Annotated in this window: 20 protein-coding genes and 4 pseudogenes; 14 read left to right on the plus strand and 10 right to left on the minus strand. The window is 68.3% G+C overall.

Going from position 1 to position 24,967, the window contains the following annotated elements; all coding sequences use genetic code 11:
* Window positions 1-198 precede the first annotated feature (198 nt).
* Window positions 199-431: pseudogene (locus ABIE67_RS46555) on the minus strand (IS6 family transposase); the annotation flags it as partial.
* A 126-nt stretch (window positions 432-557) separates the two neighbouring features.
* Here ABIE67_RS46555 and ABIE67_RS46560 point away from each other — a divergent pair.
* Window positions 558-830 (plus strand): hypothetical protein, encoded by a 273-nt coding sequence (locus tag ABIE67_RS46560; protein WP_370270070.1) that lies wholly within the window; start codon window positions 558-560, stop codon window positions 828-830.
* Window positions 831-871: 41 nt separating this feature from the next.
* Here ABIE67_RS46560 and ABIE67_RS46565 read toward each other — a convergent pair whose 3' ends face one another.
* The 5 genes from ABIE67_RS46565 to ABIE67_RS46585 all read right to left on the minus strand — a co-directional run bounded on the left by ABIE67_RS46565 (window position 872) and on the right by ABIE67_RS46585 (window position 7,043).
* Window positions 872-1,750: a DciA family protein gene (locus tag ABIE67_RS46565; protein ID WP_370270073.1), complete on the minus strand. Its 879-nt coding sequence runs from the start codon at window positions 1,748-1,750 to the stop codon at window positions 872-874.
* A gap of 9 nt (window positions 1,751-1,759) precedes the next feature.
* Window positions 1,760-3,259 carry a winged helix-turn-helix domain-containing protein gene (locus ABIE67_RS46570; RefSeq protein WP_370270078.1) on the minus strand — a complete coding sequence of 500 codons (1,500 nt, stop codon included), beginning with the start codon at window positions 3,257-3,259 and terminating at the stop codon, window positions 1,760-1,762.
* Between the two features lie 1,149 nt (window positions 3,260-4,408).
* Window positions 4,409-5,053 carry a RibD family protein gene (locus tag ABIE67_RS46575; protein ID WP_370270082.1) on the minus strand — a complete coding sequence of 215 codons (645 nt, stop codon included), beginning with the start codon at window positions 5,051-5,053 and terminating at the stop codon, window positions 4,409-4,411.
* Between the two features lie 64 nt (window positions 5,054-5,117).
* The gene (locus ABIE67_RS46580; RefSeq protein WP_370270087.1) at window positions 5,118-6,551 is read right to left on the minus strand and encodes a helix-turn-helix domain-containing protein; all 1,434 of its coding nucleotides are present in this window, start codon (window positions 6,549-6,551) and stop codon (window positions 5,118-5,120) included.
* A gap of 159 nt (window positions 6,552-6,710) precedes the next feature.
* Window positions 6,711-7,043, minus strand: a complete 333-nt coding sequence (locus tag ABIE67_RS46585) for a GntR family transcriptional regulator (RefSeq protein WP_370270092.1) — start codon at window positions 7,041-7,043, stop codon at window positions 6,711-6,713.
* 730 nt (window positions 7,044-7,773) lie between these two features.
* On the opposite strand from ABIE67_RS46585, the gene ABIE67_RS46590 reads away from it, so the two are divergent.
* The 12 genes and pseudogenes from ABIE67_RS46590 (at window position 7,774) to ABIE67_RS46645 (ending at window position 21,189) form a co-directional block, all read left to right on the plus strand.
* Complete coding sequence (locus tag ABIE67_RS46590; RefSeq protein WP_370270096.1) at window positions 7,774-7,911, plus strand: hypothetical protein; 138 nt, start codon at window positions 7,774-7,776, stop codon at window positions 7,909-7,911.
* Between the two features lie 154 nt (window positions 7,912-8,065).
* The gene (locus tag ABIE67_RS46595; protein ID WP_370270101.1) at window positions 8,066-8,458 is read left to right on the plus strand and encodes a hypothetical protein; all 393 of its coding nucleotides are present in this window, start codon (window positions 8,066-8,068) and stop codon (window positions 8,456-8,458) included.
* A 175-nt stretch (window positions 8,459-8,633) separates the two neighbouring features.
* On the plus strand, window positions 8,634-9,431 hold the full coding sequence (locus ABIE67_RS46600) for a hypothetical protein (protein ID WP_370270106.1): 798 nt from the start codon (window positions 8,634-8,636) through the stop codon (window positions 9,429-9,431).
* 40 nt (window positions 9,432-9,471) lie between these two features.
* Window positions 9,472-10,653, plus strand: a complete 1,182-nt coding sequence (locus ABIE67_RS46605; RefSeq protein ID WP_370270110.1) for a hypothetical protein — start codon at window positions 9,472-9,474, stop codon at window positions 10,651-10,653.
* Window positions 10,654-10,881: 228 nt separating this feature from the next.
* A complete protein-coding gene (locus ABIE67_RS46610; protein ID WP_370270114.1) occupies window positions 10,882-12,564 on the plus strand; it encodes an FtsK/SpoIIIE domain-containing protein in 1,683 nt (560 codons plus the stop codon).
* A 131-nt stretch (window positions 12,565-12,695) separates the two neighbouring features.
* Window positions 12,696-13,748: an NlpC/P60 family protein gene (locus tag ABIE67_RS46615; RefSeq protein ID WP_370270119.1), complete on the plus strand. Its 1,053-nt coding sequence runs from the start codon at window positions 12,696-12,698 to the stop codon at window positions 13,746-13,748.
* 3 nt (window positions 13,749-13,751) lie between these two features.
* On the plus strand, window positions 13,752-14,027 hold the full coding sequence (locus tag ABIE67_RS46620; RefSeq protein WP_370270124.1) for a hypothetical protein: 276 nt from the start codon (window positions 13,752-13,754) through the stop codon (window positions 14,025-14,027).
* Window positions 14,028-14,033: 6 nt separating this feature from the next.
* The gene (locus tag ABIE67_RS46625; protein ID WP_370270129.1) at window positions 14,034-15,314 is read left to right on the plus strand and encodes a hypothetical protein; all 1,281 of its coding nucleotides are present in this window, start codon (window positions 14,034-14,036) and stop codon (window positions 15,312-15,314) included.
* A gap of 102 nt (window positions 15,315-15,416) precedes the next feature.
* Window positions 15,417-16,490 carry a hypothetical protein gene (locus ABIE67_RS46630; protein WP_370270131.1) on the plus strand — a complete coding sequence of 358 codons (1,074 nt, stop codon included), beginning with the start codon at window positions 15,417-15,419 and terminating at the stop codon, window positions 16,488-16,490.
* Window positions 16,490-18,652: a hypothetical protein gene (locus ABIE67_RS46635; protein WP_370270133.1), complete on the plus strand. Its 2,163-nt coding sequence runs from the start codon at window positions 16,490-16,492 to the stop codon at window positions 18,650-18,652. Before ABIE67_RS46630 ends, ABIE67_RS46635 begins: the two co-directional genes overlap by 1 nt.
* Window positions 18,653-18,981: 329 nt before the next feature.
* Window positions 18,982-19,914: pseudogene (locus ABIE67_RS46640) on the plus strand (IS110 family transposase); the annotation flags it as partial.
* Window positions 19,915-19,959: 45 nt separating this feature from the next.
* Window positions 19,960-21,189 (plus strand): annotated as a pseudogene (locus ABIE67_RS46645) (IS3 family transposase).
* On the opposite strand, the gene ABIE67_RS46650 reads toward ABIE67_RS46645, so the two are convergent.
* The gene (locus ABIE67_RS46650; protein ID WP_370270135.1) at window positions 21,167-21,463 is read right to left on the minus strand and encodes an IS3 family transposase; all 297 of its coding nucleotides are present in this window, start codon (window positions 21,461-21,463) and stop codon (window positions 21,167-21,169) included. The pseudogene ABIE67_RS46645 and the gene ABIE67_RS46650 sit on opposite strands and share 23 nt — an antisense overlap.
* Window positions 21,464-21,526: 63 nt before the next feature.
* Window positions 21,527-21,865 (minus strand): transposase, encoded by a 339-nt coding sequence (locus ABIE67_RS46655; protein ID WP_370270137.1) that lies wholly within the window; start codon window positions 21,863-21,865, stop codon window positions 21,527-21,529.
* Window positions 21,866-21,933: 68 nt separating this feature from the next.
* Here ABIE67_RS46655 and ABIE67_RS46660 point away from each other — a divergent pair.
* Window positions 21,934-22,374, plus strand: a pseudogene (locus tag ABIE67_RS46660) (IS6 family transposase); the annotation flags it as partial.
* A 6-nt stretch (window positions 22,375-22,380) separates the two neighbouring features.
* Here ABIE67_RS46660 and ABIE67_RS46665 read toward each other — a convergent pair.
* Both ABIE67_RS46665 and ABIE67_RS46670 read right to left on the minus strand, forming a co-directional pair.
* Entirely contained in the window at window positions 22,381-23,160 is a 780-nt protein-coding gene (locus ABIE67_RS46665; protein ID WP_370270139.1) for a transposase family protein, read from the minus strand.
* 353 nt (window positions 23,161-23,513) lie between these two features.
* Window positions 23,514-24,947 carry an IS66 family transposase gene (locus tag ABIE67_RS46670; protein ID WP_370270143.1) on the minus strand — a complete coding sequence of 478 codons (1,434 nt, stop codon included), beginning with the start codon at window positions 24,945-24,947 and terminating at the stop codon, window positions 23,514-23,516.
* Between the last annotated feature and the right edge of the window lie 20 nt (window positions 24,948-24,967).

A 24,967-nucleotide genomic window follows, 5' to 3' on the forward strand; every position in this document is an offset into this window, starting at 1 on the left:
GCACCACGGACGACCTCGCCGGCATTGCTCTACACAGCGACCTGTTCGCACTTCCCAATCGGCGGCCGAGTCGGCGTGGGGAGCCGGGCGGCCAAGCACCGGAAGCCACGAGACGACAGCCACTTGTCAGCCACACCCAGCTCCCCCGGGCCCCACAACCCTACGAACGGCTGCGGTCGGCCCAGGAAGAAGGTAGAGCCACTTGTCCCCGGGGCGGGGACGGCGCCGGCGCAGCCCGTCGGCGTACGTCTGCCCGAACTTCCGGTCCACTGGCGGACCGTCTCGTAGCTGACCGTGATGTCCCGCTCCAGCAGGATCTCCTCGACCTCGCGGAAGGAGAGGGGGAAGCGGAAGTACAGCCACACCGCGTGCGCGATGACCTCCACCGGGTAGCGGAACCCCTGGTACGACGACAGCGTGACCACGAGCAAACCCTCTCCAAAACGATCAACGAAGAGATCGTCTCACGGGGCCCGCGCTCAAGTTGACGTGCCCCTGCGGGCCCTCGAACCACGTGGGGACAGAAGACGGCACAGCAGTTCAGAACGGGGCGAGGCATGACAGCGACCACGGCGGATGCGTGGCTGGACGAGATCACCGCTCAAGCGCGCAGCACGCAGGCGAAGGTGTTCTCTGTGAGCGTGCCGGTGAGTCACCCCGAGACCGCGTCCGAGGCACACGAGCAGCTGCTGTCGGCAGCCATCGAGTGCATCGAGCAGGAAGGATGGACGCTGGAGACCATGAGCACCTACGGCTCCTCTTCGGCCTACGACGGCGCCCGCTTCTGGGCCTTGCTGGTCTTCCGCACGGCCTACCACGGACGCTTCTGAACACGGGTACTGCTGTGCTGCCATGACGGCTCCCCAGCCGTTCATGCCGTGGGCCGCAACGATCCCGAATTCACAACCGCGGTCGCTGTCCCGTTCTCCCGGGCAGCTCGTTCTGCCCGTGCCCGGCGCAACGCCCGGGCACGGATGGCTTCGGCCTCCCGGCGGCGCTCCACACGAGCCGCCTCGAGCGGGGCAGGCTGGTCGTCCGATGACGCCTCCGACCCCGGGAATGCCCGTCGGCTCAGCTCGCGCATCGCGCGGGACTGCCGCTCAACTGCCTGGGCGATGGCCTCATCGACGCGCCGCTCGGGTGCGACGGCCTGATGCGCGGCGAGCGCCTCCTTGTAGCCCGGCGAGGCCGTCTGCCTGGTCTTCACCGGCGCCTCAGGCGTAGCCGCGGCCGCCGGGGCGGGCTGCGTCGTACGTGGTGCGGGCGTGGATCCGACGGCAAGGACCCGGATGGTGCGCACGGTGTCGGTGCCGACCGCGCTGTTCACCGTGGCGACGATCCGCGCGCTGATCAGCCTCAGCTGGGTGGCATACGCCGACGAGTCCGGGCGCAGGTCCAGCTGTCCGGTCTCCGGGTGGAAGGAGACGGCGGTGACGTGAAGGGGTAGCTGAGGGGAGATGGCGGCCGCGATGTCGGGCCAGCGGTCCAGCACAGTGCCGCCGGCGGCAGGAAGGTCCCAGGCCCGGTCGGCCATCAGGCCCTGGAGCACGGCGGCGAACCCGCTCGGCTCCCGGCCGTCGCGCCGTACGGCCGTCTGCTGGCGACGGCGCGGGGTGCGGGCCTCGCTGCCGCCGCGTTTGTTGGCGGCCTCGCGGGCCTGGCGCAGGGCGACGCGGGCGAGGTCGACGCCGGATACCTCCGGGGTGGTGTCACCGCTGGTCTGCACGGTGGGGTTGGTCGTCTCGGTCACGTCGGCCTCCTACCGGTGTCCGTTGGTCATCAGTGAGCTGCGGAAGCCGCGCTCGAGCTGGTCGGCGCGGCGCACCAGGCGCTTGCCGAAGATCTGCAGGGCCATGTCCGGGTGCATCGAGGTGATCAGCGTCGTCTCGCCGCGCATCAGCTCGCCCTTGGCGGTGGCGACCAGGTCCTGGCGCTCCTGCTCGTTCATCTCCAGCGGCGCGTCCTGGCCGTCGGCAGCGTGGTCCTGGTCCCGGTGGCGGCCGCCGCTGGTCGCTTCCCTGACCTTGGCGAAAGCGGCCTCCACCTCGAGCTGGACGGAGCGGCTGGACGGGGCCTGCCAGTCGCCCTCGTACCGCTCGGTGCGGGCGCGGACCTGCCGGATGCGGTCACGCCGGGCGGCCTCCTGGGCGCCGCGCCACTGCTCGATCGCGTCGGCGCGCTTGGCGGGGGTGTCCAGGACGTTCTCCGCGTTGGCGAGCAGCACGGCGAGCAGGCCGGAGCCCCGACGGACGTGGGCCGCCTCGCCGCGGAAATGCAGCCAGCCACGGACGTCGGTCACGGTCCATCCGGCATCAGCGACGTTCCGGGCGACCCAGGCGATCCTGGGTACCGAGCAGCCGCGCAGCCAGTCCAGCTCCTGGGTGAGCTCGCGGGCCAGCTGGAAGCGGCGGCCGACAACGTTGAGCTTCCGGCGACCGCCGGCCTTGGCCTTGGACTTCTTCGGGGTGGGGGACTTGCTGACCCCGCTTGCGAGCTTGCTCTCAGGGGGGAGGGAAGTAGTACCCGCAGTGGAAAGACCTGAGGTACCGACCTGCATTGGGGTGCAACGGACCTCATCCGAAACAGCCGCCACAGAGGCCTGGTCAGCCCCCTTCCGGGCGCCCTTCGCAGGGGCCTTCGAGGACGACTTCGCCTGCGGCTTGCGGACCTTGCGGGCGGCCTTCTTCGCGAGCTTCGCCATCAGCTCCCGGCCGGCCTCCGCGATCCCGGTCATCGCGCGCGTGTACGCGGGCGCGTTCCCATCCCGCAGCACCGTGCGGATCCCCAGCGCGACGTCGAACGCCTCCGGGATCATCCGCGCGAACTCGCTAGCCTGCGCCGTCTCGCCGGAGATCCGGGTTCCGCGCACGATGTAGGCGAGCAGCCCGGCCTCCCGCAGCATCCCCAGGTGGTACTCCACCGAACGCTCGGACAGGCCGGTGCGGCGCACCAGGTACTCGATCCCTGGACGGCACGGGAACAGCTGCGCGAGCTCCTGGGCGACGCGCACCGTCGTCGGTCCGAACGAGCGCGGCCCGTGCGACCGGTGCCGCCGCGGCTTGTACAGCCCGGACCCGGCGACCCAGTGGACCGCCTGCATCCAGGAGTAGCCCTCCGTCGCGATCCGGCCCGTCGACGTCGACAGCCACTGCAGCGCATCCGGCACGTACAGCTCGGGCAGCACATCGACCGCAGCGTTGTCGACGGCAGGACGTGGAGCGGGAATCAGCGTGGCGGCCGGCGCCGCCACAGCACTCACCGGCCCGCCCGAAGAGATGTCAGAGCGTGATCCATTCGGAGACCCTGACCCAGGTCACCTGTGGAAAGAATCCGCTCAGGCCCTACAGTGCCCGGCGCTCCCGCCCGACGGCAAAGAATCTTGAAACGCCTCCCGCTTGACGGGACGGCATGCCCGCGAGCGCTGCCGCGACGGCTGGAGATGAGCGATCCCCAGTAGTCGCCTCCGGAGCCGCAGGAAACTTCAGGCGGAACGGTGCGAACTATGCAAAAACGCTTCGCGTTTTGCGTCACGCGAAATGCCCGGGAGGCCGGAACTGGCCTAAAACGGGCACGGTCGAGCTGACAAGGAGCCGCGAGGTCGTGCACTATGACGGAGACACCTTTCAGATTCACGGCCGCACCAGCCCCGCGATGCGGGAAGGCGCGACCAACGGATATGGCGGGTGGCCCCCTCCGTGAGGAGCGGGCGGAACCCCGACGGGCGGGGGGAGATTTCTCCTCCCTCTTGGATGTGGGTGGATCGCCGGACCCCTGTGGTGGGGGCCCCGCGATCCGAAGCGCAGCAGGCGCTGCCTGCGGCTGTGGTGGCCGTGGTTAGCGACCGGGGTTGTGCTGACTGGTGAACTGGCTCTAGGAGCCGAAGCTCGGAACCGGCTGGAACCCGGAACTGAGCAGCCGACGCGGGTGGTTAATCCGGTCGGAGACGGGCCGCGCGAGGCCGACGGGTGGTTAGTCCGCCGTGATGGCGCGCGCGGCCGATGGCCGCTAGGTCATCCCGACCCCCTCAAATCCGAGGCTGGTCGGCATGCCTGAGGGACGGTGTGATCACGCTGATCAACGGCGAGCATGCGCGTTGAGGCTCCCGGCAGCGGGTACGCTGCATCTCGCGATCACCTCCCAATCAGGTGCGTCGTACGGACGGGGAATCCCGTCCACGAGCCCCCCGTGGCCCTGGCCGGCCTGTGGGGGCTCTTTGCGTTATGGATCAAGCCTGCAAACACCCTAACCTGCGGGTGTGTCCACACGACGCGTCGAACTCGCCGTGTGTCCGAGGCGCCGCTGACGATGACCGTGCCGACCGAGTAGGCGCCTGCAGCCGGAGTCAGCGCGGCGAGGTCACTCGCCGGCCGCGTCCAGCGCAGGTCCTGGTCTCGGTCGGGCGCATGCATCAGGCGCGCTCCTTGGGGGCGTAACGGATCAGCACCACGTCGTCGATCGGGCGGACTTCCAGCACCTTCATCCGGGCGGTCGTCCCGCCCGGGTAGTCGGCAGCGCCCAAGAATCGGGCTGCTTCCGGCTGGCCGACCAGGAGCGGGGCGATGGCGAGGTGAACTTCGTCGGCCAGGTTCGCGGCCATGAGCTGGGTGTGGATGGTGCCACCGCCCTCCACCATGAGCTGACCGACGCCACGACGTCCGAGCTCATCGAGAGCCAACTCCCACTCGAACTCCGGGCCGACGCTGACCACATCGGCCAGCCCGTCCAGCGTCGTGCGCACCTTCTCCGCCGCGCTGTCCACCGTGATCACAAGCTTCTGGCCGCCGTGGTGCCAGAAATTCAGGTTGGCGTCCAGGTCGCCCGACTTGGTGACCGTCACCTTCAGCGGGTAGGCAGGCTTCCCGTCTGCGACGCGCTGAGCGCGGCGGTCTTCGCTGTTGACCAGCAGCCGCGGATTGTCCTTCCGTATCGTGGTCGCGCCGATCAGAATCGCGTCGGACTCGGCGCGGACCTGGTCGACCCGGTCGAAATCCGCCGAGTTGGACAGACGCAGCCGCTCAGGGCTGGCGTCATCCAGATAGCCGTCGACCGACATCGCGGCGGACAGCAGAACGTACGGACGTGTGGGCGTAGTCATTGGTTCAGTGATCCGTTTCTACTCAAGATTCGTGGGCGAGTACGGCATCGAAGTTGTCCCGGAAGTCGGCGACCTCGGGCTGGCGCTGCCAGGGAATCAGCGCCTTGTCCAGCCGGGTGAGCTCGCGGACGATCCGGCCCGAGCCGGTGTCCATCGCTACCGTCAGCGCCTGAAGGCCCACCGCGGCTGCCTCCTCCGGTGAACCGGCACCGGCATGTGCGACTGCGGCCCGGGCGAGGTACACGCCCCGGTCGCGGTGGTAGCCGTCGGGCACGGACTGGATTGCCCTGGTGAAGATCTCCGCGGCCTCCGCGTGCTTGCCCAACACCTCCAGCCCTTGGGCGCGGTGCACTTCGACGTACTCTTCGTTCAGCCACACGCCCCAGGGCGTCGTGTCGCTGGAGACACGATCGAGCGCGTTGCGGACATCCTCGATCGCCCGCTCGCTGTCGGTGTCCTCGCCTCGCAGCGCGTGACCGTACGACTCGTACGTCTTGGCGACCGCCGCGAGACGGCTGCGCGGACGGGCCATGCGCTGAGCGGCCTCCGCCAGATCGACGACATCGGTCAAGTCGCGCATTTCACCGGCGAGTTGGGCCTTGCGGGCCAACACGTACGAGGTCAGGTCACCGTCACCGACGGTGTGGCTCCACTGGAATGCCCTGTCCAGCCAGAAGTGGGCGCTGTCGAAGTCCCCCGGGTCCTGGTAGAGCCAGGACGCGAATTCGGCGTACTGGGTCTGCAGCTCCATGAGGGCCTGGCGGTCAACGCCGCTGGTCTCCTTGCGCAGGTCCTTGATGGCCTCGATGTGCTCGCGGACCGACTTGATCGCCTGGCCGGGGCCAAGCAGGTTGTCACTGTCGATCAGTACCCGGCGAGCACGTCGCAGGTGTTGCACGGGGTTGTCGCTGTACGCGGCCGCGGACCGAGCAGGCCGCTTCAGTCCCGGCACGACACCCGAATCTGCGGCTGCCGGCGTCCCAGCGCCGAATGTAGCCGCTGCACCGATCCCCACCCCACCGCGCAGCATCGCGCGTCGATCGAGAGCCACGAACACCACCTGACCATCCCGTAGACGAGCGGGGACATAGATCCCCTCATGGTCAGACGCTGCCTGCTGGGAGGCAGCCGTGGCCAGCTCGATCGAGGCATCGGATACATGAGGAGCCGAAACGGATACATGGCGGCGCGTGGATACACCCGAGCCGATGCGCTCCCAGAGGTCGACCAGAAGGCCTCCGGCGCGGAGCAGGGAGTCGACCTGCTCGACTTCGCTCCGGTCCTTGGGGGCCCTGTCCCCGTTCTCCCATTTCTGCAGCTTGGAGTGCGACATGAAGGTCTTCTCCGCTAGGCCGCGTAGTGAGTAGTTCCGGGCCTCCCGGAACTCTCGCAGTGTGTAGCCGAAGCGGTGCATGGGTGACTGGTCGGGTGTCAACACCTTCGGCCGCTGGCCCACTTTGTGCCTCCTCCATGTCTCCACTCGGTGTATCCGGCGGCTGGATACACCGTTGATCTAGATCTCGCTCCACGGTCGGGCCTACAACTTTGCTAACGAAGTTGAGCCCGCCAAGGAGGGACGAACATGCACAACATGACGTGGGAAAGGACGTCAGTCTCAGCCATCGCGCCCCTTCTCGATCTTGTCGAGGCGTGCGGACAGCTCCGCAATCTGCTGCTCAAGCCTTCGGAGAGCGCGGGCAGTTTCGTCCTCAGTGGACGCGCTGGCCGTCTCGGTGATGAACGATCCACGGCCCTGGTGGGAGTAGATCAGTCCAGCTGCCCGCAGCTCGGTCAGCGCACGCTGGACAGTGCCCGGCGCGACGCCGTACTCGTCGGCCAGCTCTCGCGTGCTCGGCAATTTCGTGCCAGCAGGCAGCCGCCCCAAGCGAATCTCGTCACGGACGGCCTGGACGATGCGCTGGTAGGGCTGCATGGCCTCGTTGGTCATGAGCGCCATCGTAGGGCGACCTCCTCGACATAGCTAGCTTCCATAGCCTCATCAACTAAGTGCTTGACACACCACCAACTGTATCGGCTAAGTTAGGTATGCCGACAAGGTGAACGGGTCGGCAAGACATCCCGCCGGTCCTCACGGACCCGGCTCCCCCACCTGGAACCGCCCCCCGGCGGCGCCGGATGAGGGAGCCGGATCTTGGCCCCCTGAACCGCCCGGACTCCGACCGCGCAAGTGGAACGACAAGGAAGCGGCCGTTACTTGAGAACTCCATAGCGTGATCCACCACCGCAGTACCGGCCGTGACCACACCAGCCGGGGTGAGTGGAAACCCGTCGTGCGGCGCTATCACCCCTGGTGGTGGCAGTCGGCACGTGCAACGACCCGTCGGGCGCGCTCACCAGCGCGGCCTGGGCTAGCCCCAGCCAGGTGCTTATTACTGACGGAGAGCTCGGAGGGCCGGCATCCCCACGACGTAAAAGAACGACGCGACACGCTCCCAGACCCTCGGACCCCGGTCCCAGCCGAGGCGAGGAGCCGCGTCGGGACTGAGGGCACCTCGCCTCCCTCCAGCACGACAAGGCGAGCGGCGCGGCGGCAGAGGCCGCGCACCTGTTCTCAGCAGCCCCGCGCTGCCCGTCGCTCACCGACCCGCCTTCGGGCGGTCCCGGTGAGCGACGGAGTGCACGGAGGAGCCCCCCAACAACCAGCCAAGGAGCACCACATGGACCGACTTGACGAGATTCTCGCCCGCGCTGCGCAGCGCGACCGCGAGCTGGAGGAAATGCACGCGAACTACGAACGGATGGACTACGCGGAGTTCATGGACGAAATGGACGCACGCGACGCCGAACGCGGCTGAACCCCGTACGAACGACCACGGCCCCGGCCGCCCTGCTCAGCGTGGGGCGGCCGGGGCCGTGGCTGCTCGTACGGCAGTCAGACAAAAAGGCGGCAGCCCCAGGGATTGCGCCCCCGGGACTGCCTAAAGGGACCTGACTGGAGGCCCTGTGATCATGATTGCATCTCCCGCGCCGTTAGCCGGACTCTTCGAGGACATGGAGCGCGAGGACAACGGACGCGGACCTGAACCGGACGAGACCGAAGGCCAGTTCCTGCGCGTTGTCATGCCGTACGCCGCCCACGGCGCCAGCATCGACCTGCTGCCCCTGGCGCCGCACGGCAGCGGCGGGCAGCAGTGCGACACCTGCGGGGGCTGGTTCGGCGTGACCTTCTGGACGTGCCCGGCCTGCGCGGCGTACGCCGTGTGGCAGCAGCCGGCGCGGATGGAGGATGAGCGCCCGCCACTGCCGATGCGCCCGACACCGCATGAGCGGGACGGCCGGGATCACCCCCCGGCACCGGTTCGTCCGCACCCGCAGGCCGCGCACCCCACGGCGCCTCGGTGACCAAGCCGTCGCTCCTGAGCTGACCTTCCGCTCCCGCCCAGCGGGAGCGGAAGGCAACTTCCTGCCCACCCCCGCTGCACGTTCCGAGGCCGGCCGCCCGCACCGCGGGCCGCCGGCCTTTCGCATGACCGCGCCCGGGAAGGACCCGGGCCTGCTGTTCTCTGCAGGAGGACCGATGGCGCACACCATCCCGCTCACCACGCCGCTGGACGACAGCGGCCTGACTTGCCGTCCGGCGCCCCCCGCTCCGCGGGCCATCACCCCGGCCGACCCCACCCGGTACAACCACCCGAACTTCCTGGACATCCAGCCGGGCAAGTACGGGGGCACCACCTTCCGCTTCAAGGCCTTCACCGGCCTGGAACCCAAGCCTGAGTACCCCGCCGCCGCGAACGACGACGCGGCGCTGACCTGGGCGATGCGGGGAGACCTGCTCGACCAGTACGAGGCGGCCCGCGTGCTGTGGTCCAAGGCCCGGCTGCGCCACGAGGCCACTCCCCTGCTGCGCAAGGCAGCACCGCTGTGGACGGCCTGGACGACGGCGTGGGACGAACTGACCGCAGTCTTCGAGCAGTTCCGGACCGTCAGCGACGGCCACTGGCGCGCGCAGCTGCTCCGCCTGACCGACGCGGAGGACGCGGCGACGGCGGCCGCCGACGCCTTCGACGGCATCGCCACCCAGCTCGCCCAGGCCGTCGACGACCAGATCAGCGTCGCTGGCCGGGAGGAGGAGGTGGAGCTGACCACCCTCGCCCAGGAGCTCGGGATCGACGCCTCGGACTGGGTGGTCCACAGCCTCCGCGACTACACGTACCCGCTCCCGAACTACCGCATCGTCCGGGGCGGCATCGCCCACTACGGCCACGCCACACCGCTGGCCGCTGCAGCGGCGCGGCTGATCGCGGACCAGCGCGAGCGCCTGCGCCAGGTCGCCGACCTTGCCGGCGACCTGTCTGGCGCGGCCACCCGATGACCGGGCCGTCACCGACACCACGTGCACGAAGGGAGAACTCGTGAACACGAGTAAGACGGAGAAGAACTGGTGGGAGACGGCCCGAGGGGCCGTCACCTCGCGCGGGATGGTGCTCACCATCCTGGGAGCCGTCACGCTGGGCGTGGCCATCCTGTCGATGTACGTCAGCTTCGAGATCCTGTACCCCCGATTCAGCTGGTGGGCAGCACCGACCGTCGGCGCCCTGGACTGCCTCTGGGTGGTCATGCAGGCAACGGAGATCCTGGCGGGCAACAACAAGGCGCGCGGCAAGCGCGTTCGGAACGCTGGACTGGCCCTCACGGCCATCAACGCGGCCATCCCCACAGCTGACCTGATCATGAACGGACACGGCGAGATCGACCTGGCCGTGATCCTCACCCCGATCGCCATCGTCGCGACCAAGGTGGCCTGGTGGATCGCCCTTCCGTCGCTCGGACGGAAGGTGTCCGCCGGCACGCAGCAGCACCTCGAGGCGAAGCGCCAGGAAGTCGCTGACCGCCTGGAGGAGATGGAGGCGGAGGCTTCGCACCGCATCGAGCTGCTGGAGCTGGCCACCGAGCTGGAGGAGCGGGTGGCCGCAGCCGAGACGGCGTACCGCAAGTCGCAGCTCAAGATCCAGCAGACCATGACCGAGAAACTGCACCAGCAGGCACAGAACACCGAGAAGACGGTCGCGGAGAAGGTGCTGCCAGCCTCGGTCGCTGCGATCCGCCTGCCGGAGCTCGGCACGTGGACGCCCACCGCGCCCGCCCTGCCCGTCACGGCCGACCGTGACGCCTCGGATGCGGGATCTCCCGCACTGCCTGGTGGGCGTGACGCCTCCGGCACGGTCGCTGGTGACCGTCACGCAGGTCAGGGCGATTTCGTGAACGGCCGTGACGGTGACCGTCACGCGGGGCGTGACGGAAAGCGTGACGCCGTCACGCTCGCGGAGCTCGCGGTCGTCGCGGGCGTGCCCACGCCTCAGCCCGGCGAGCCGCTGACCGACGGTCAGTTGGACGTCGTGCTGCGACACCTGCGCTACTCCGACGACCCGCCGCTGTCCTACCGCCAGGCCGGCGGCACGTTCCGCGAGCGCGGCTTCGTCGGCAGCGAGGAGCGGGTGCGCCGTTCCTTCCGCGCGCTGCTGTCGAACGAGGAGACCGGCGAGGCGTCCGACGACAGCGAGAGCGATGAGGAGCCCGAGGACGCGGCCTCCTGACCAGTGGTCCGGCACCACCGATGCAGCCCAGGCCCGCACGGCTGGGCTGCGTCGCGACTGCCGGAACCGAACGCAGTCGAGCAGGTGCAGACCCGGCGAGCAGACCCGGCGAGCGGAACGTCCGCAGACCCGGCGAGCAGACCCGGCGAGCACCACAGAAACCCATGGAATCGAATACGCGTGCGAGTTATGCTCGCGAATTCATGATCGCAAAGGGATGGAGGGGGAGTGGGGAAGAAGAAACAGCAAGGTCAGAGCGAGGACACGTACGGGCAGATGGCAGGCGCAATCGGCGGTCTTGCCGTCGTGTTCGGTGTCCTCGCCGCCATCAAGGACAAGTTGGGGCTGGGCTGGCCGGCCACCGTGCTGCTCACCGCCGGAACACTGGTCGCACTCGGCTACGGCGCCTGGCGGCTCCGTAGTAGCCTCACACGGCTACTGGCGGGCACGGCAGAGCCTTCCGCAGCTCTGAAACAGGATGCCCCCGTGGCGGCGGGAGACCGTTCCGGGGAGGACACGGTCACGCGCGCGCCGGAAACGGCCACCATGGCCCCCCTCGACGGGGATCCGACGGACCCTGAGGCGGTGCCGGCACACCCGGAACTCACCGCGGCACTGCGCACGGCCGGCGTCATCGGCAGCGAGCAGGTCATCCGGGCCGACCAGGTCACGATTACCCCGGTGCAGACCGGCGACGTCTACGACTTTCTGGTCCCCAAGGGCCGCACATACGAGGACGTTGAGAAGCGTCTGGGCACCGTGGCCGGCATGTTCGGCGTCACCCGCCTGCACATGACCATGGAGCGCAGCCGCGACAACGAACGCCGCGTCAAGCTCCTCAAGCTGCACGAGCCCCCGTTCACCCGTCCGTTCCCGGCCCCGACCCGGCAGGAGATCGAGACGTTCGCGGGCGTTCCGCTCGGTCATGACGTGACCGGCCAGCTTGCTGGTGTGCCCACGTTCGACAAGGCGTCTCTCCTGGTCGCCGGAATGACTCAGATGGGCAAGACCACGCTGGTCAACGGGCTCATCACCTGCCTGCTGATCGCATACGGCGAATTCGAGATGTATTTGCTCGACGGTAAGTTCTGCGGACTGACCCGTTTCGAGCCGATCGCCACCCGCTATGAGTCGTCCGACGATCCGGCCGTTTTCTGGGACATGGTCCGAGAACTCAACGCCCGCTCGGACAGCCGGTACGCGAAGATTACGGAAGCCATCCGTAACCGTCAGCCCGTTCCGAAATTCAAGCCGGTCATCTTTATCGTGGATGAGGCGGCCGACTTCTTCGCGTCGGGCGCCACCAACGAAGAAAAGGACCAGGCCAAGCAGATTGCCAATGATACGCGGTCGCTGGTCTCCAAGTCCCTGGAATCCGGCATCTCCACGGTGCTCATGACGCAGCGCCCGTCAACGAATGCAATTCCCGTTATGGTGCGTGACCAGTTCCTCTACCGACTGTGCCTGTACGTGGCATCGGCGGGAACGGCCAAGGTTGGTCTCGGCGACACCTATTTCGAAACGGTTGCGCCGATTAACCCAGTACTGCTTGACCCGGACATCAAGGGTCAGGCGGTCCTGTTCGTCAACGGGCGCTCCACTCTCATCCGGGGATTCAACTTCGATGACAAGTTCATCTGGGATGTGGTGGACGAAAAGGTCGCCAAGCACGTGGAGGCCATTCCGGAGGAAACACCGCTTCGTCAGGCAATCGAGCTGATGCGAAGCAAGGGCGTGGACTTCATGACCACGCCGGACATGGCGCCCGCGCTCGGAATCCTCGAAGACGATCCCGTCAAGCGCGGAAAGAAGCTCAATGAGCTTCTCGGAGGCCCGCCCACCTACAAGAACGCACAGGGGCGCGGCTACCGCCTGGACGACCTGATCGCCTTCGCGATGTCCGATTCGTGATCGCCGCACGGCACCGCCACCACACCGCCATGGGACCGACATCGTCCGCCACGGCACCGCCATCCCGGCAGTGCCATGGCGGTCACATGGCGGTCAATGGCGGTCACATGGCGGTGTGGTGGCGGACCGCCATGGCGGATCTGACCTGCACAAATGATCAGAACACCAGGAAGGAGGGAGGAGGCCCGTTGCGTGCCTCTATAGCCGTCACGATCGGCGTGGGAGCGACCGCGGCCGTCGTCGTGGCCGCTCTCGCGCAAGCAGCTGGTGACGACCCCGTAGTGGGAGCGGCGCTCAGCCTGTCCGTCCCCGCCCAATACCGAACCCTGATCGAGGACGCGGGAAGTACTTGCTCCGAGATCAGCCCTAACCTGCTCGCCGCGCTCATCACACAGGAATCGGGTTTCGGTCCGAAAAGGACATCACCCGCCGGAGCGCAGGGCATCGCACAGTTCATGCCGTCCACGTGGGAGGAACACGGAATCGACGGCAACGGCGACGGTAAACGCGACGTGTGGGATCCCGAAGACGCGATCCCTTCATCGGCTGAATACCTGTGCTACGTAGCCAAGGAAGTTGAGGACGTTCCCGGCGACAAGCAGAGCAACATGCTGGCCGCCTACAACGCCGGAAGCTACGCAGTCCGCAAGGCCGGAGGCGTCCCTCGCATCAAAGAGACGCAGAATTACGTCCGGTCCATCACAGCACTCGCTGACCAGCCGTCCGCAGGGAAACCCGCGACCACGAACCAGGCCGATATCGCCATCAACGCGGCGACCAAAATGATCGGCAGACCGTATTCGTGGGGCGGAGGGAACGCAAGCGGTCCTAGCACGGGGATTTGCTGCTCCTCCAGGGGCCGCTCCGGAGAATCCATTACCGGCTTCGACTGCTCCGGACTCACGCTGTATGCCTACGCGAAAGCCGGAATATCCCTGCCCCGCACGGCAGCCCAGCAGTACGCCGCATCGGAGCCTGTCAAGCCCGACCAAATGCGCCCCGGCGACCTCGTCTTCTACGGAAAGAGCGCCGCGAGCATTCACCACGTCGGCATTTACCTCGGGGGCGGCTACATGCTCAACGCCCCCCGGCCCGACACCAAGGTGCGCATCGACCCCCTGGACACGATGGCCGACCTGTATGCCGTCGCCCGTCCCGTACCCCAGAACAACAAGGAGATCTGACCCATGCCCAGGTTCACCATCCTCGCCAAGCCGATCGACATGTCCGACGGCTTCAAGGACTTCTTCGACACGATCGGCCTGACCGGCGGCGGCCTCGTCACCAAGGGCATCGCCGCCGTGATCGCCGTGATCGCCGTCCACATGATGATGAAGGCGTCCAACGACCCTAAGACCGCCCTGCGGAAGGGAGCGGCGTCCGTCGGGACGCTGTTCGTCGCCGTCATCCTCGCGCTGTACGGCGACACCCTGTTCTCCACCGTGACCAACCCCCAGGGCTGACGCGTCATGGCCGAGAACCCCTGCGATGGCATCTGGGGACCGGGCAAGGAGTACTGCGAACGGTGGAACTCCGATGGTCCCCCCGACATGCGCCCCGACACCGGCACCGGCGGAGGCGGCATCACCGATGGCGCCTCCGACCACGTCCGGGATCTCGCTGACAGCCTCATCGCGGCGATCAAGGGCATGGTCGCGTCGAAGGACGCGTGGGCGCCGGAGAAGTCCGACAGCGCGCTGTACGAGCCGTTCCTGTGGCTCGGGCAGCACCTGGCGGTCTCGATCTTCGTGTGTGTGGTCGTCGTGTGCGCCCTGACCGCTTGGCAGGGCGCACCGCGCCTTCGGCAGATGGGTGCATCCACCGGATGGGCCCTGGTGGCCGTCGCCTGCATGGCATCGGTCCCTGGGGCTGTGATGCTGCTGAACCGGGCCGTGAGTTCTGCGTTCACGGTCGCGTTCAACAGCAACGAGTCGACCCTGTTCGGTGCGATCAGCGACGACTTGGAGCACGGAGCAGATTCGGGCAACCCGCTCGCAATCCTGATCATCATTAGTGCACTGGTCGTCGCCCTCGCGTTTGCCGCGCTGGTGTTCATGACCCGCCAGCTCGGCATCCTCGTGTTCGTGTGCATGGCCCCCCTGGTGCTGGCCTCGCTGGCCCGCGGGGGCGACACGACTGCGGTCAAGACGTGGGCGATGCGGCTGCTGGGGCTGATGTTCGCCCCGTTCGCACTGCTGCTGATCTCACCGTTCGTGGAGTTCACTCACGGCTCGCTCGTGATGGACGCCGTCCTGCTGGTCGCCGCGGACGTTCTGATGCTGCGGATGGTCTTCCACGGCGTGCCGTACTTCGGGCCCAAGGTCGCCCGCGCCGCCCGGACCTGGGTGGAACGCAAGACCCCCAGCCCACTGGCCCATGCCCTGGTACGGGCCGGTGCCCCCGACTTCTACGAGAAGGAGAACTCCCCGCGCGGCCCCCGCACCGTGAACACCCCGGGCCGCGCCATGTCCCAGGACCGCGGTGTCCTGTTCGCCGCCTACGGCGTCAAGGCACCCGAGCGGTCCGGACGGCTGACCACCACATCGGCCGTTGCGAAGGCGCGGCGGGAAGCGAGCGAAAGCGCATCCCGCCGTGCGCAGATCAGCGAGGTGCGCCGGCAGTACCGGCCTCGCCCCCAGGCGGCGGCCCCTACGGGCCAGCCGGCCAATCGACAGTCCTCGACACCGAGTTCTCGGCGAGGTCGGGCTGCGAATCCGAGGCCGGCCTCAGGCCAGCCGAACACCCCGTAAGAGCCGCCCCCCAGCCCGGCCGCCTCTCCTCTTCACCGCCACCAGGCGGCAGGAGCGGCGCCGGGGCCGGGGCGCTCACACAGACTTCAGGAGGTTGCTCCCATGTACTCCCTGACCGCCGGCTACCGCATCCCCGCCCTGCAGCGCGGACTCAGCCGTACCGAGAATCTGCTGACGAAGGCGAACGCCGGGGTCGGGAGCGCCGTGTTGATGTCGGCGATGCTCACCCCACCGCCCGTGTGGACGTTCGGCGCGGTGGGCGCGGCCGCGGTGCTGCTCAACGTGGCGCCGGGACCGCGCTCGATCGCCCGTTGGGCGACGGTGGGTGTCCGGCATCTGCGCGAGCGCAGCGTGCCGGACACGATGACCGCCAACCCGGGCGCGACCGCAACATGGGCGCTGTACCCGGAGCACGGCACCATGCAGGACCCGCAGCGCCGGGCCGCGTTCCACGGCACCTTCGCCAACGCCCTCACGTTCGCCGGGGGACAGGCCCGCAACGCGGGTGTCCAGGTACACGTCATCCACCACAGCGCGGTCCGCGACTACACCGACCACACCCAGACGATCTCCGTCCACGTCCCCAAAGGCCTGGTCGCCCGCCCGTCCCGGGTCCTCGACAGCCTGCAAGGCGAGTTCGCCGGCCTCGGTGCGCTGGTCCCGGTGGATCCGGAGCCGCTCCCCGCGGTGACCGAGCGGGGCTCGGGCTGGGTGGGCCTGGACGACGGCCGATACGCCGCGACCGCACGAATCACCACGTGGCCTAAAGAGACCGACGGCGACCTCATGCCGAAACTCCTGCTCGGTCCCGGCACGGACCGCTCCCTCGCCGTGCTGTACCGGCCTCTGCCGGAAGGCCAGTCCCGCCGGGCGGCGAAGTGGCAGGATGCCGCGGCCGAAGCCTTCGTTGCCGACAAGGTCAAGAAGGACGCCAACGAAATCGCGAGCGGAACGACGCACGGCGCGCTGGTCCAGGGCGCGACCCTCGTCGACGTCGACGCCTACCTGACGGTGTGGGGCGACGGTCCTGAGGCCGTCACCGACGCGCGCTGGCAGGCATCCCTCGCGGCCGATCGGCATCGCATCCGTCTCGACTGGCTCCCCGGCCAGCAGCACCGCGCTCACGTGATGACCACCCCGCACGGAGCCTCCACCAGGAAAGGGGCGATTCTCTGATGATTCGGCTGCCCTCCAACCACGCCGCGATCACGGCGCCGCTGGTCGCCTCCAACACGGCCTTCCCCGGCATCCCCATCGGACGGTCGCTCCTGGATGGGCGCCCGTTCCACCTCTCCCCCGTCCAGACGTCGGCCGCGCTGCTGCCGTCGACAAACAGCCTTGCCCTGGGCGGACTCGGCTCCGGCAAGAGCACGACGGCGAAGACACGAGCCCGCCGCGAGATCCTTGAGCACGGCCACCAGTACGTCGTCATCGACAGTTTCGGCGAGGACCAGTCCGGCGAGTGGGCGCCACTCACCCGCTCCCTCGGAGGCCGGGTCATCGAGGCCGGCACGTTCACGCTGAACCCGGTCAGCGAGCTGCTCCCGCCCGAGGTCCGTGAGCAGCTGGTCCGGTCGCTGATCCTGGCGGTCGAGCCCGGTGCACTCACCTACCAGGCCACGCACGCGTTGCAGCACGCGCTGAACCATCCCAAGGCGACGTCGCTCAACGGCCTGGTGGACGCCCTGGTGAGCCCGGAGGACGGCCGCTGGCCGGCCGCGAAGCTGACCGAGTGGGGTGAGGGGGCGGCGATCGGCCTGTCCCGCTACACCGAGGGAAGCCTGCGCGGGCTCTTCGACGGCCAGGACGCGAGCCTTCCTGAGACGGACCTGCCGATCCTGAGCTTCGACTTCTCCCACCTGGACCGCAACAGCCCGGCGATCCCTTCGCTGATGGCCGCGGTCAGCTGCTGGGCAGAGCATGTGTGGCTGCTTCAGTCGACCGCTGTGCACCGGCACCTGGTGCTGGAGGAGGCGTGGCAGATCCTGCTGTCGCCTGCCACCAGCGAGCTGATCCAGCGGCTGCTGAAGAACAGCCGGAAGGCCGGGCTGTCCCTGGACGTGCTGATGCACACGCTGTCAGACCTGGGGGAGGGCAAGGCCCGCGACCTGGCCCGGCTGTGCGAGATCGCCCACATCGGGCGACTCAACCCGGACGAGGCAGCCATCGTCGGCGTCCTGTTCGGCCTGCCCGACTGGGCAGTCGAGAAGATTCCGACACTCGATCCGGGACAGGCCGTGTGGAAGGTCGGCCCTGACTACGTCGACATCGTCCAGACCCTCCTCGAGGATGAGGAAGTCGCGCTCACCGACACCTCTTCGCGGCGTCGTATGGCGCAGCAGGCCCTGGCCGTCGAACAGGAACCCGTCGCCGTAGAGCAGGGCACGGAGCCGTACGAGGACACCGACGTCGACCCCGGCCCGGGGGACGACCTGCACGCGCCGTTCACGAACGGGGACGACGACTGGGACTGGACGTCGTTGCCTCCGAACGTCGTCGACGGCTGGCAGGCCGACATCGCCCGGCACGAGACCGTCCTGCAGGCCGCGATGGGAAGCCGGTTCGACGAAGCCGCTCAGCTGGCAGCCTTCTACGAGCGCGAGGACATCAACGCCCATGGCATCAACTCCGCCCAGGCCCTTGCCTGGTTGGAGACCCGGGCGCAGATGGCGGATCTGCGCGGCGACGCCGGACAGGCCGCGCAACTGCGCGCTACCGTCGCCCGCATGGGCAACGACGACGCTGAATGGTTCCAGACGCGCGGCGACAGCACACCACCAGCATGGGACAGCGTGCCTCAGCCGCCCGCGCCGACTGCCGACGCCAACGCCGAACAGCCTGCGCCGCCGCGTCGGCGCACCTGGCGCTACGTCGCCGCGATTGCAACCCTGTCCGTCGCAGCTGCCTGCGTGTGGCAGAACGCGGCGAACGAGCAGGAGCACCAGGAGCGCCAGGAGAAGGCCGCCGCCTACAAAGGCAGGTCGGGCGCGGCGCTCACCGTCGAAGGCGTCAAGGCGGAAATTGTGGCGCACTGGACCAGCGACAGGGACAACGTCATCGTCGAACTGCGCTCCTACTTCGACCGGAACGCTCGCTACCTCCGGATCGACGGCTCCGGCAAGAGCGCCCACAGCGTTCGGGAGAACGGATGGATCCCCCAGGACCCCGAGATCAGACTGCCGGTCGCAGACCCCCTGGCCGACGTGACGGTCCGTATAGCGGTCGGCGGGCGCACCTGGAAGGACGGCTCCCGAGCCACCTCCCGGTCAATCCGCCTGTCCCCGACCGGAATCGCGTACGACGCAGAGACCGGGGAAAAGCTCCCGTCCGATCTCTGACACATGTGCCTGAACCACTGTGGGCCCGCACCCCGACGGGGTGCGGGCCCACAGCCGTCTTCCGGACGCTCCGCCTGGTCCTCGCCCTCCCGTTACCTTTTTCGTGGCTCCGCAATGGGGCCTCCGGCCTTCGGGTCCGGCATGACTTTCCCCCTCCTGTTGTTGATGATCCGGGGGGTGGTGTCACCGGGCCCGGAGGCATCGACGGACCGCTGATGAGGGGCTTGAGCACCGGCTTCACCCGAGCCGGAAGAGCTCTCCGTAACGTGGATGTGGCAGCTCGGTGCCGTGGTAGGCCGGACGGAAAGCGTGAGCGGAGGGGCCTGCACGTGATCGACACTGGCGACATCGACGTCTTCCTCGGCCTGGACGTCGGCAAGAGCGAACACCACGCCACCGCGGTCACACCGGCCGGGAAGAAGGCGTTCGACAAGCGGCTGCCCAACACCGAGCCCACGCTCCGCGAGCTGTTCGTGAAGCTGCAGGCCAAGCACGGAACGGTGCTGGTCGTGGTCGACCAGCCAGCCTCGATCGGCGCCCTGCCGCTGGCCGTTGCGAGGGACATGGGCTGTCCGGTCGCCTACCTGCCCGGCCTGACGATGCGGCGGATCGCCGACCTCTACCCGGGCGAGGCCAAGACGGACGCGAAGGACGCGTTCATCATCGCCGACGCCGCCCGCGCGATGCCGCACACACTGCGGGCGATCGACGGCGAGGACGAGACGATCGCCGAGCTGGAGATGATCGTCGGGTTCGACGACGACCTGGCCGGTGAGGCAACCCGGGTCGCGAACCGGATCCACGGCCTGCTGACACAGATCCATCCGTCGCTGGAGCGGGTGCTGGGGCCACGGTTGCAGCACCCGGCCGTCCTGACCCTGCTGGAGAGGTTCGGGTCACCGGTCCAGATACGCAAGGCCGGTAGGCGAAGGCTGGTCACGCTGTTACGGCCGAAGGCCCCGAGGATGGCTGAGCGGCTGGTCGAGGACATCTTCGCCGCCCTGGACGAGCAGACCGTCACCGTTCCGGGGACCGAGGCGGCCGCGCTGATCGTCCCGAGCCTGGCAGGATCACTGACCGCCGCCCTGGACCAGCGCAAGCTGCTGGCCGGGCGGATCGAGGAACTCCTGGAGGCTCACCCTCTTTCGAAAGTCCTGACGTCCATGCCGGGCATCGGCGTCAGGACCGGAGCCCGCATCCTGATCGAGGTCGGCGACGGCTGCACCTTCCCGACCGCAGGGCACTTCCCCCGCAGTGGTGGACACCTTCGATCGGCCCCGGTGAGGGGCTGGCAGGAGGGACCACTTATGGTGATGAAGGTTTATTCGCCCGAGTTCAAGGCCGACGCCGTCGCGCTGTACCACTCGGACCCCGACCTCACGATCGTGCAGGCCGCCCGCGATCTGGGGATCAACCCGGAGACGCTGCGGAACTGGATCCGCGCCGACCGCGCCCGCGCCGACAGCCCCACGAAGAACATGAAGGACACCCCGGTGAGCAAGGCCACGAAGGAAGAGCTGGAGGCCGAGTTAGCGGCCCTGCGCACGGAGCTGAAGACGGTGCGCAAGGAGAATGCGACGCTCGCCCAGGAGCGCGACATCCTGCGCAAGGCCACGAAGTTTTTCGCCTCCGAGATGAGCTGGTGACGAGCCGCTTCCAGTACCTTCGAGGACCATCGCGAGACCTTCGAGGTCAAGCGGCTCTGCCACGTGCTGGACGTCGTCCGCTCCAGCTACTACAAGTGGCGCTCTTCGCGTGAGGCCCGTGCCCAGCGCGAGCGGGACGACCAGGTCCTGGCCGACAGGATCCGGGCCGTGCACACGGACTCGGACGGCGCCTACGGCGCCCCACGCATCACCGCCGAGCTCCGCGACACCCACGGCATGCACATCAACGAGAAGAGGGTCGCCCGCGTCATGCGCAAGTTCCGCATCACCGGCTTCCACCTGCGCAAGCGCATACGCACCACCATCCCCGAGCCGTCGCAGACGCCGGTGCCGGACCTGTTCAAGAGGGACTTCACCGCTGCCGCGCCGAACCTGAAGTACATGGGCGACATAACGTATCTCCCCGTCGGAGACGGCGAGCACCTCTATCTCGCTACGGTCCTGGACTGCTCCTCACGCCGGGTGGCGGCCTGGTCGATCGCCGATCACATGCGCACCGACCTCGTTGCCGACGCGCTGAAGATGGCCGCCGCCACCGGTGGCAGCCTCGACGGCGCCATCTTCCACAGCGATCACGGGGCGCAGTACGGATCCCGTGAATTCGCCGGCCTCTGCCGGGAGTTGGGAGTCACCCAGTCCATGGGTGCCGTCGGGACGAGTGCGGACAACGCCGCCTGCGAGTCCTTCCACGCGTCTCTGAAACGGGAGATCCTCAAGGGAGCACGGCGCTTCGACGGGGCCGGCGCCTGCCGGCGTACCGTCTTCCGCTGGCTGACGCGGTACAACACCTGGCGCCGCCACTCGGCGAACGGACAGCTCAGCACCGTCGCCTACGAACAGATGTCAGCTACCCTGACACTCGCCGCATAACAAACGAACAGGTGTCCACCCTTCGGGTGGAAGGCCCGTGGAAGCCGGTGATGCGGAACTTGCGCATGACGCGGGCGACCCTCTTCTCGTTGATGTGCATGCCGTGGGTGTCGCGGAGCTCGGCGGTGATGCGTGGGGCGCCGTAGGCGCCGTCCGAGTCCGTGTGCACGGCCCGGATCCTGTCGGCCAGGACCTGGTCGTCCCGCTCGCGATGGGCACGGGCCTCACGCGAAGAGCGCCACTTGTAGTAGCTGGAGCGGACGACGTCCAGCACGTGGCAGAGCCGCTTGACCTCGAAGGTCTCGCGATGGTCCTCGAAGGTACTGGAAGCGGCTCGTCACCAGCTCATCTCGGAGGCGAAAAACTTCGTGGCCTTGCGCAGGATGTCGCGCTCCTGGGCGAGCGTCGCATTCTCCTTGCGCACCGTCTTCAGCTCCGTGCGCAGGGCCGCTAACTCGGCCTCCAGCTCTTCCTTCGTGGCCTTGCTCACCGGGGTGTCCTTCATGTTCTTCGTGGGGCTGTCGGCGCGGGCGCGGTCGGCGCGGATCCAGTTCCGCAGCGTCTCCGGGTTGATCCCCAGATCGCGGGCGGCCTGCACGATCGTGAGGTCGGGGTCCGAGTGGTACAGCGCGACGGCGTCGGCCTTGAACTCGGGCGAATAAACCTTCATCACCATAAGTGCTCCCTCCTGCCAGCCCCTCACCGGGGCCGATCGAAGGTGTCCACCACTGCGGGGGAAGTGCCATCCGGCTGTGGTGCGAGCGGTTCGGGCCCGAGTACGCGCGCCGGTTGCGCCGCCGGCAGCCCCGGCCGGGTGACCGGTGGCATCTGGACGAGGTCTTCATCAAGGTCAACGGGCGGATGCGGTACCTGTGGCGCGCGGTGGACCAGGACGGGAACGTGCTGGACATCCTCGTGACCGACAGGCGCGACACCAAGGCCGCGAAGCGCTTCTTCCGCAAGCTCCTCAAGGGCACCGAGACCGTGCCCCGGGTGATCGTGACCGACAGGCTCCGCTCCTACGGCGCCGCCCACCGTCAGGTGATGCCGTCAGTCGAGCACCGCTCCTCGAAATACCTCAACAACCGGGCAGAGAATTCGCATATCCCCACGCGAGAGCGCGAGCGGCGTATGAAGGGCTTCCGCCGTGTCGGCACCGCCCAACGGTTCCTGGAGGCCTATTCATGGGGTTCACCAGCCTTTCTTGTAGAAGGCGAGGGCGGTGATGGTCTTGGCGACGAGGGCGAAGCGGGTGAGGGGGCCGCGGTAGCGGGTGGTGAAGATCTTCCAGTCCTTCAGGTGCCCGATGGCCCGTTCGACTGCGGCTCGGAGTGTGTTGACGGAGCGGTTGGCCACCTTGTCTCCTGCGGACCGTTCCTGGCCGGGCGGCTTGCGCCTGGGTGTGAGCAGGCCGGAGCCGACGTAGCCCAGATCGCCCATGCCCTCGCGTCCGGCGAAGGCCTCGGGGAAGTCGGACTTGTGCCAGGCGTGCATGTCGTGCCGGCTGCCGGGTACCGGTGCGGAGACCGCGAGGAGGTCCCCGGCGAGGGTGGCGGCGACCTGCAGGTTGAACCCGGTGTCGCGGTGCTTGCCGGAGAACATCGTGGTGCCCTCGCTGGCCCAGTCCCACGTGGTGACCAGGGTGCCGTCGACCAGCACGATCCGCCCGGCCGAGGCCTCGGCCGGGTCGGGAACGTGGCAGGCCAGGACCTTCTCCACCACTGGCAGCAGGGCCGTCCACCGTCTGGAGACGGTGGCCTGGGAGATGCCGAACAGCTCGGCCGCCGCCTCCTGGACCGGGTTCTGCCGCAGCAGGAACAGCACCAGCACCACCGACTTGTACAGGCCCAGAGCCCACATCCGCTCCGGCACCACCGGCGGGTCCGGATCCTCCACGAGCACCCGATGGACCCGCGCCACCAACCCGTCCAGTTGATCCGTCTCCAGCCCTGTCGTAACGTTCCAGCTCAACGGCCCTGCCCCCGGTAGCTTCCCTGACGTCTTCGCAACCGTCACGCTACCGAGCAGGGCCGTCCTCACGATCAAGAACGGCAGGCCGAAAACCTCCGTGAATAGGCCTCCTGGCCTCCTTCTCCCGGATCTCACCGCACTTCCGCCCCCGCCGCCACCTGATGCCCCCCCGCCTACCGCACCGAGATGACCAACCGCTTCACCCTCTGGCACCAGATCACCGGCACCACCCTCATGGCCGCGACCGCCTGAACCAGACACCGCCCGCACCACCGGCACACCCCAACCCGCCGTGACTGGATAGGTGTCTCGGTCCGGAGGCGTGCGTGATTGCCGGTTGGCGGGACCGGTGATCAGCCGAGGGCGGGCATCCAGGGGCTGCCGCGCATGGCCTGGATGAGGACGTCGAGCATGGGCTGCTCGTGTCGGGTGGCGGTGGCCAGGTAGGTGCGGATCGCGGCGAAGTCCTGCGCGCCGTGCAGCGTGCGCAGGCAGCCGGAGACCTTGATCCGCAGCTTGGCCATCCTGATCGTCTGTTCGGCTGGGTTGTTGTCGAACGGCAGTGTGAGGTCGTGGACCCAGCGCAGGTAGTCGTTCCAGCGCTTCGTCAGCCGTCTGAACAGGGCGTGGTACTTCGCCTCGGTCTTCGAGCTGCGGGTGGCGGTCGCCTTCAGCCCGTCGGCCACCGCCTGGGCCAGCGCCCCAAGCTCACCGTCCTTCACGGACACGGCGATCGCGTCGAGCCCGTCCGCTCGGGCCTCTTCCGCGGCCTTCTTCAGGGCCAGCACGGCGTCGATGGCGCGGTAGGCCGCGCACCGGGCCTTCTCGCTGCCCCGCTCGGTGACCGCGACCAGTTCGCGTAGTACGTGTGCCGAGCACAAGGCGTGTTCGGCCTGCGGGTAGGAGTCGTAGGGCGCCCAGGCGTCGTGCATGGCGATGCCGGTGAAGCCGGGCAGTATCCCGGCCGCGTCGATGCCTTCGCGACCGCGGCGGCGGTGCACCGACAGGTGTACGAACTGGCCGCTGGAGGCGGAGTGCAGCCAGTGCAGGCACCCGGCGGTGCGGAACCCCGTCTCGTCGAAGAACGCCACCGCCGCGCCGGCGACCTTCCCGGCCACGAGACGGCCGAAGGCATCCAGCCGGCTCGCGCAAGTGCGTACCCACGAGGCCACCGTGCCCGGCGCGACGGACGCGTCGAAGAGGTCTGCCAGGGCGGTGGCGGTGCGGTCCTTGGACAGGAACTGGCCGTGCATCAGGTAGACGCCGGCGGCCGCGAGACGGGGACCGTACTGCACCGGGGCCCGCACGCCCTCGGGACCGGAGGCCTTCTCGCTCCGCCCGCACGCGCACCGGCAGGTCAGGACCTGATGCTCGGTGACCTCCAGGCCGATACGTTCGGGCAGGTCGAAGACCTGACGCCGCTCGATACCGGCCACGACGGCCCCGGCCAGGTCCGCACCGCAGCCGGCGCAAGGGCCGTGGGGCCGGTGCTCGACCCGGTGGTCGGGGTCCGCGACCTGCCGCAGCGTGATGCCCTTCTGGCCTTTCGGGCGGCCCGGCCCCCGCCCGGACTTCCCACGCAGAGACTTCGGAGCCGGTTTCGCCAGTCCGTCCGAAGACGGCGGCCTGGAAGAGTTCGCCGAGTTCTTCCCCAGCCGGGCCGTCAGGTCCACGACCTGACCCTCCAGTACCACGATCCGTTCCCGCGCCGCGGCGAGTTCCTCACGCAACTGCACCACCAGAACAGCGAGTTCCTCATAAGAAGGCGGCACAGCAGCATCAGACACGAGACAGATGATCACCGATC

Origin of the sequence: Streptomyces sp. V4I8 (assembly GCF_041261225.1) — a bacterium.
Lineage (GTDB): Bacteria > Actinomycetota > Actinomycetes > Streptomycetales > Streptomycetaceae > Streptomyces.

Excerpts from the sequence above, each read along its gene's own strand:
- ABIE67_RS46620 (WP_370270124.1), top strand. The coding sequence starts at position 13,752 with ATGCCCAGGTTCACCATCCTCGCCAAGCCGATCGACATGTCCGACGGC.
- ABIE67_RS46585 (WP_370270092.1), bottom strand. The coding sequence starts at position 7,043 with ATGACCAACGAGGCCATGCAGCCCTACCAGCGCATCGTCCAGGCCGTC.
- ABIE67_RS46655 (WP_370270137.1), bottom strand. The coding sequence starts at position 21,865 with ATGGTGATGAAGGTTTATTCGCCCGAGTTCAAGGCCGACGCCGTCGCG.
- ABIE67_RS46625 (WP_370270129.1), top strand. The coding sequence starts at position 14,034 with ATGGCCGAGAACCCCTGCGATGGCATCTGGGGACCGGGCAAGGAGTAC.
- ABIE67_RS46575 (WP_370270082.1), bottom strand. The coding sequence starts at position 5,053 with ATGTCGGTCGACGGCTATCTGGATGACGCCAGCCCTGAGCGGCTGCGT.
- ABIE67_RS46635 (WP_370270133.1), top strand. The coding sequence starts at position 16,490 with ATGATTCGGCTGCCCTCCAACCACGCCGCGATCACGGCGCCGCTGGTC.
- ABIE67_RS46615 (WP_370270119.1), top strand. The coding sequence starts at position 12,696 with ATGGCGGATCTGACCTGCACAAATGATCAGAACACCAGGAAGGAGGGA.
- ABIE67_RS46595 (WP_370270101.1), top strand. The coding sequence starts at position 8,066 with ATGATTGCATCTCCCGCGCCGTTAGCCGGACTCTTCGAGGACATGGAG.
- ABIE67_RS46630 (WP_370270131.1), top strand. The coding sequence starts at position 15,417 with ATGTACTCCCTGACCGCCGGCTACCGCATCCCCGCCCTGCAGCGCGGA.
- ABIE67_RS46600 (WP_370270106.1), top strand. The coding sequence starts at position 8,634 with ATGGCGCACACCATCCCGCTCACCACGCCGCTGGACGACAGCGGCCTG.
- ABIE67_RS46560 (WP_370270070.1), top strand. The coding sequence starts at position 558 with ATGACAGCGACCACGGCGGATGCGTGGCTGGACGAGATCACCGCTCAA.
- ABIE67_RS46590 (WP_370270096.1), top strand. The coding sequence starts at position 7,774 with ATGGACCGACTTGACGAGATTCTCGCCCGCGCTGCGCAGCGCGACCGC.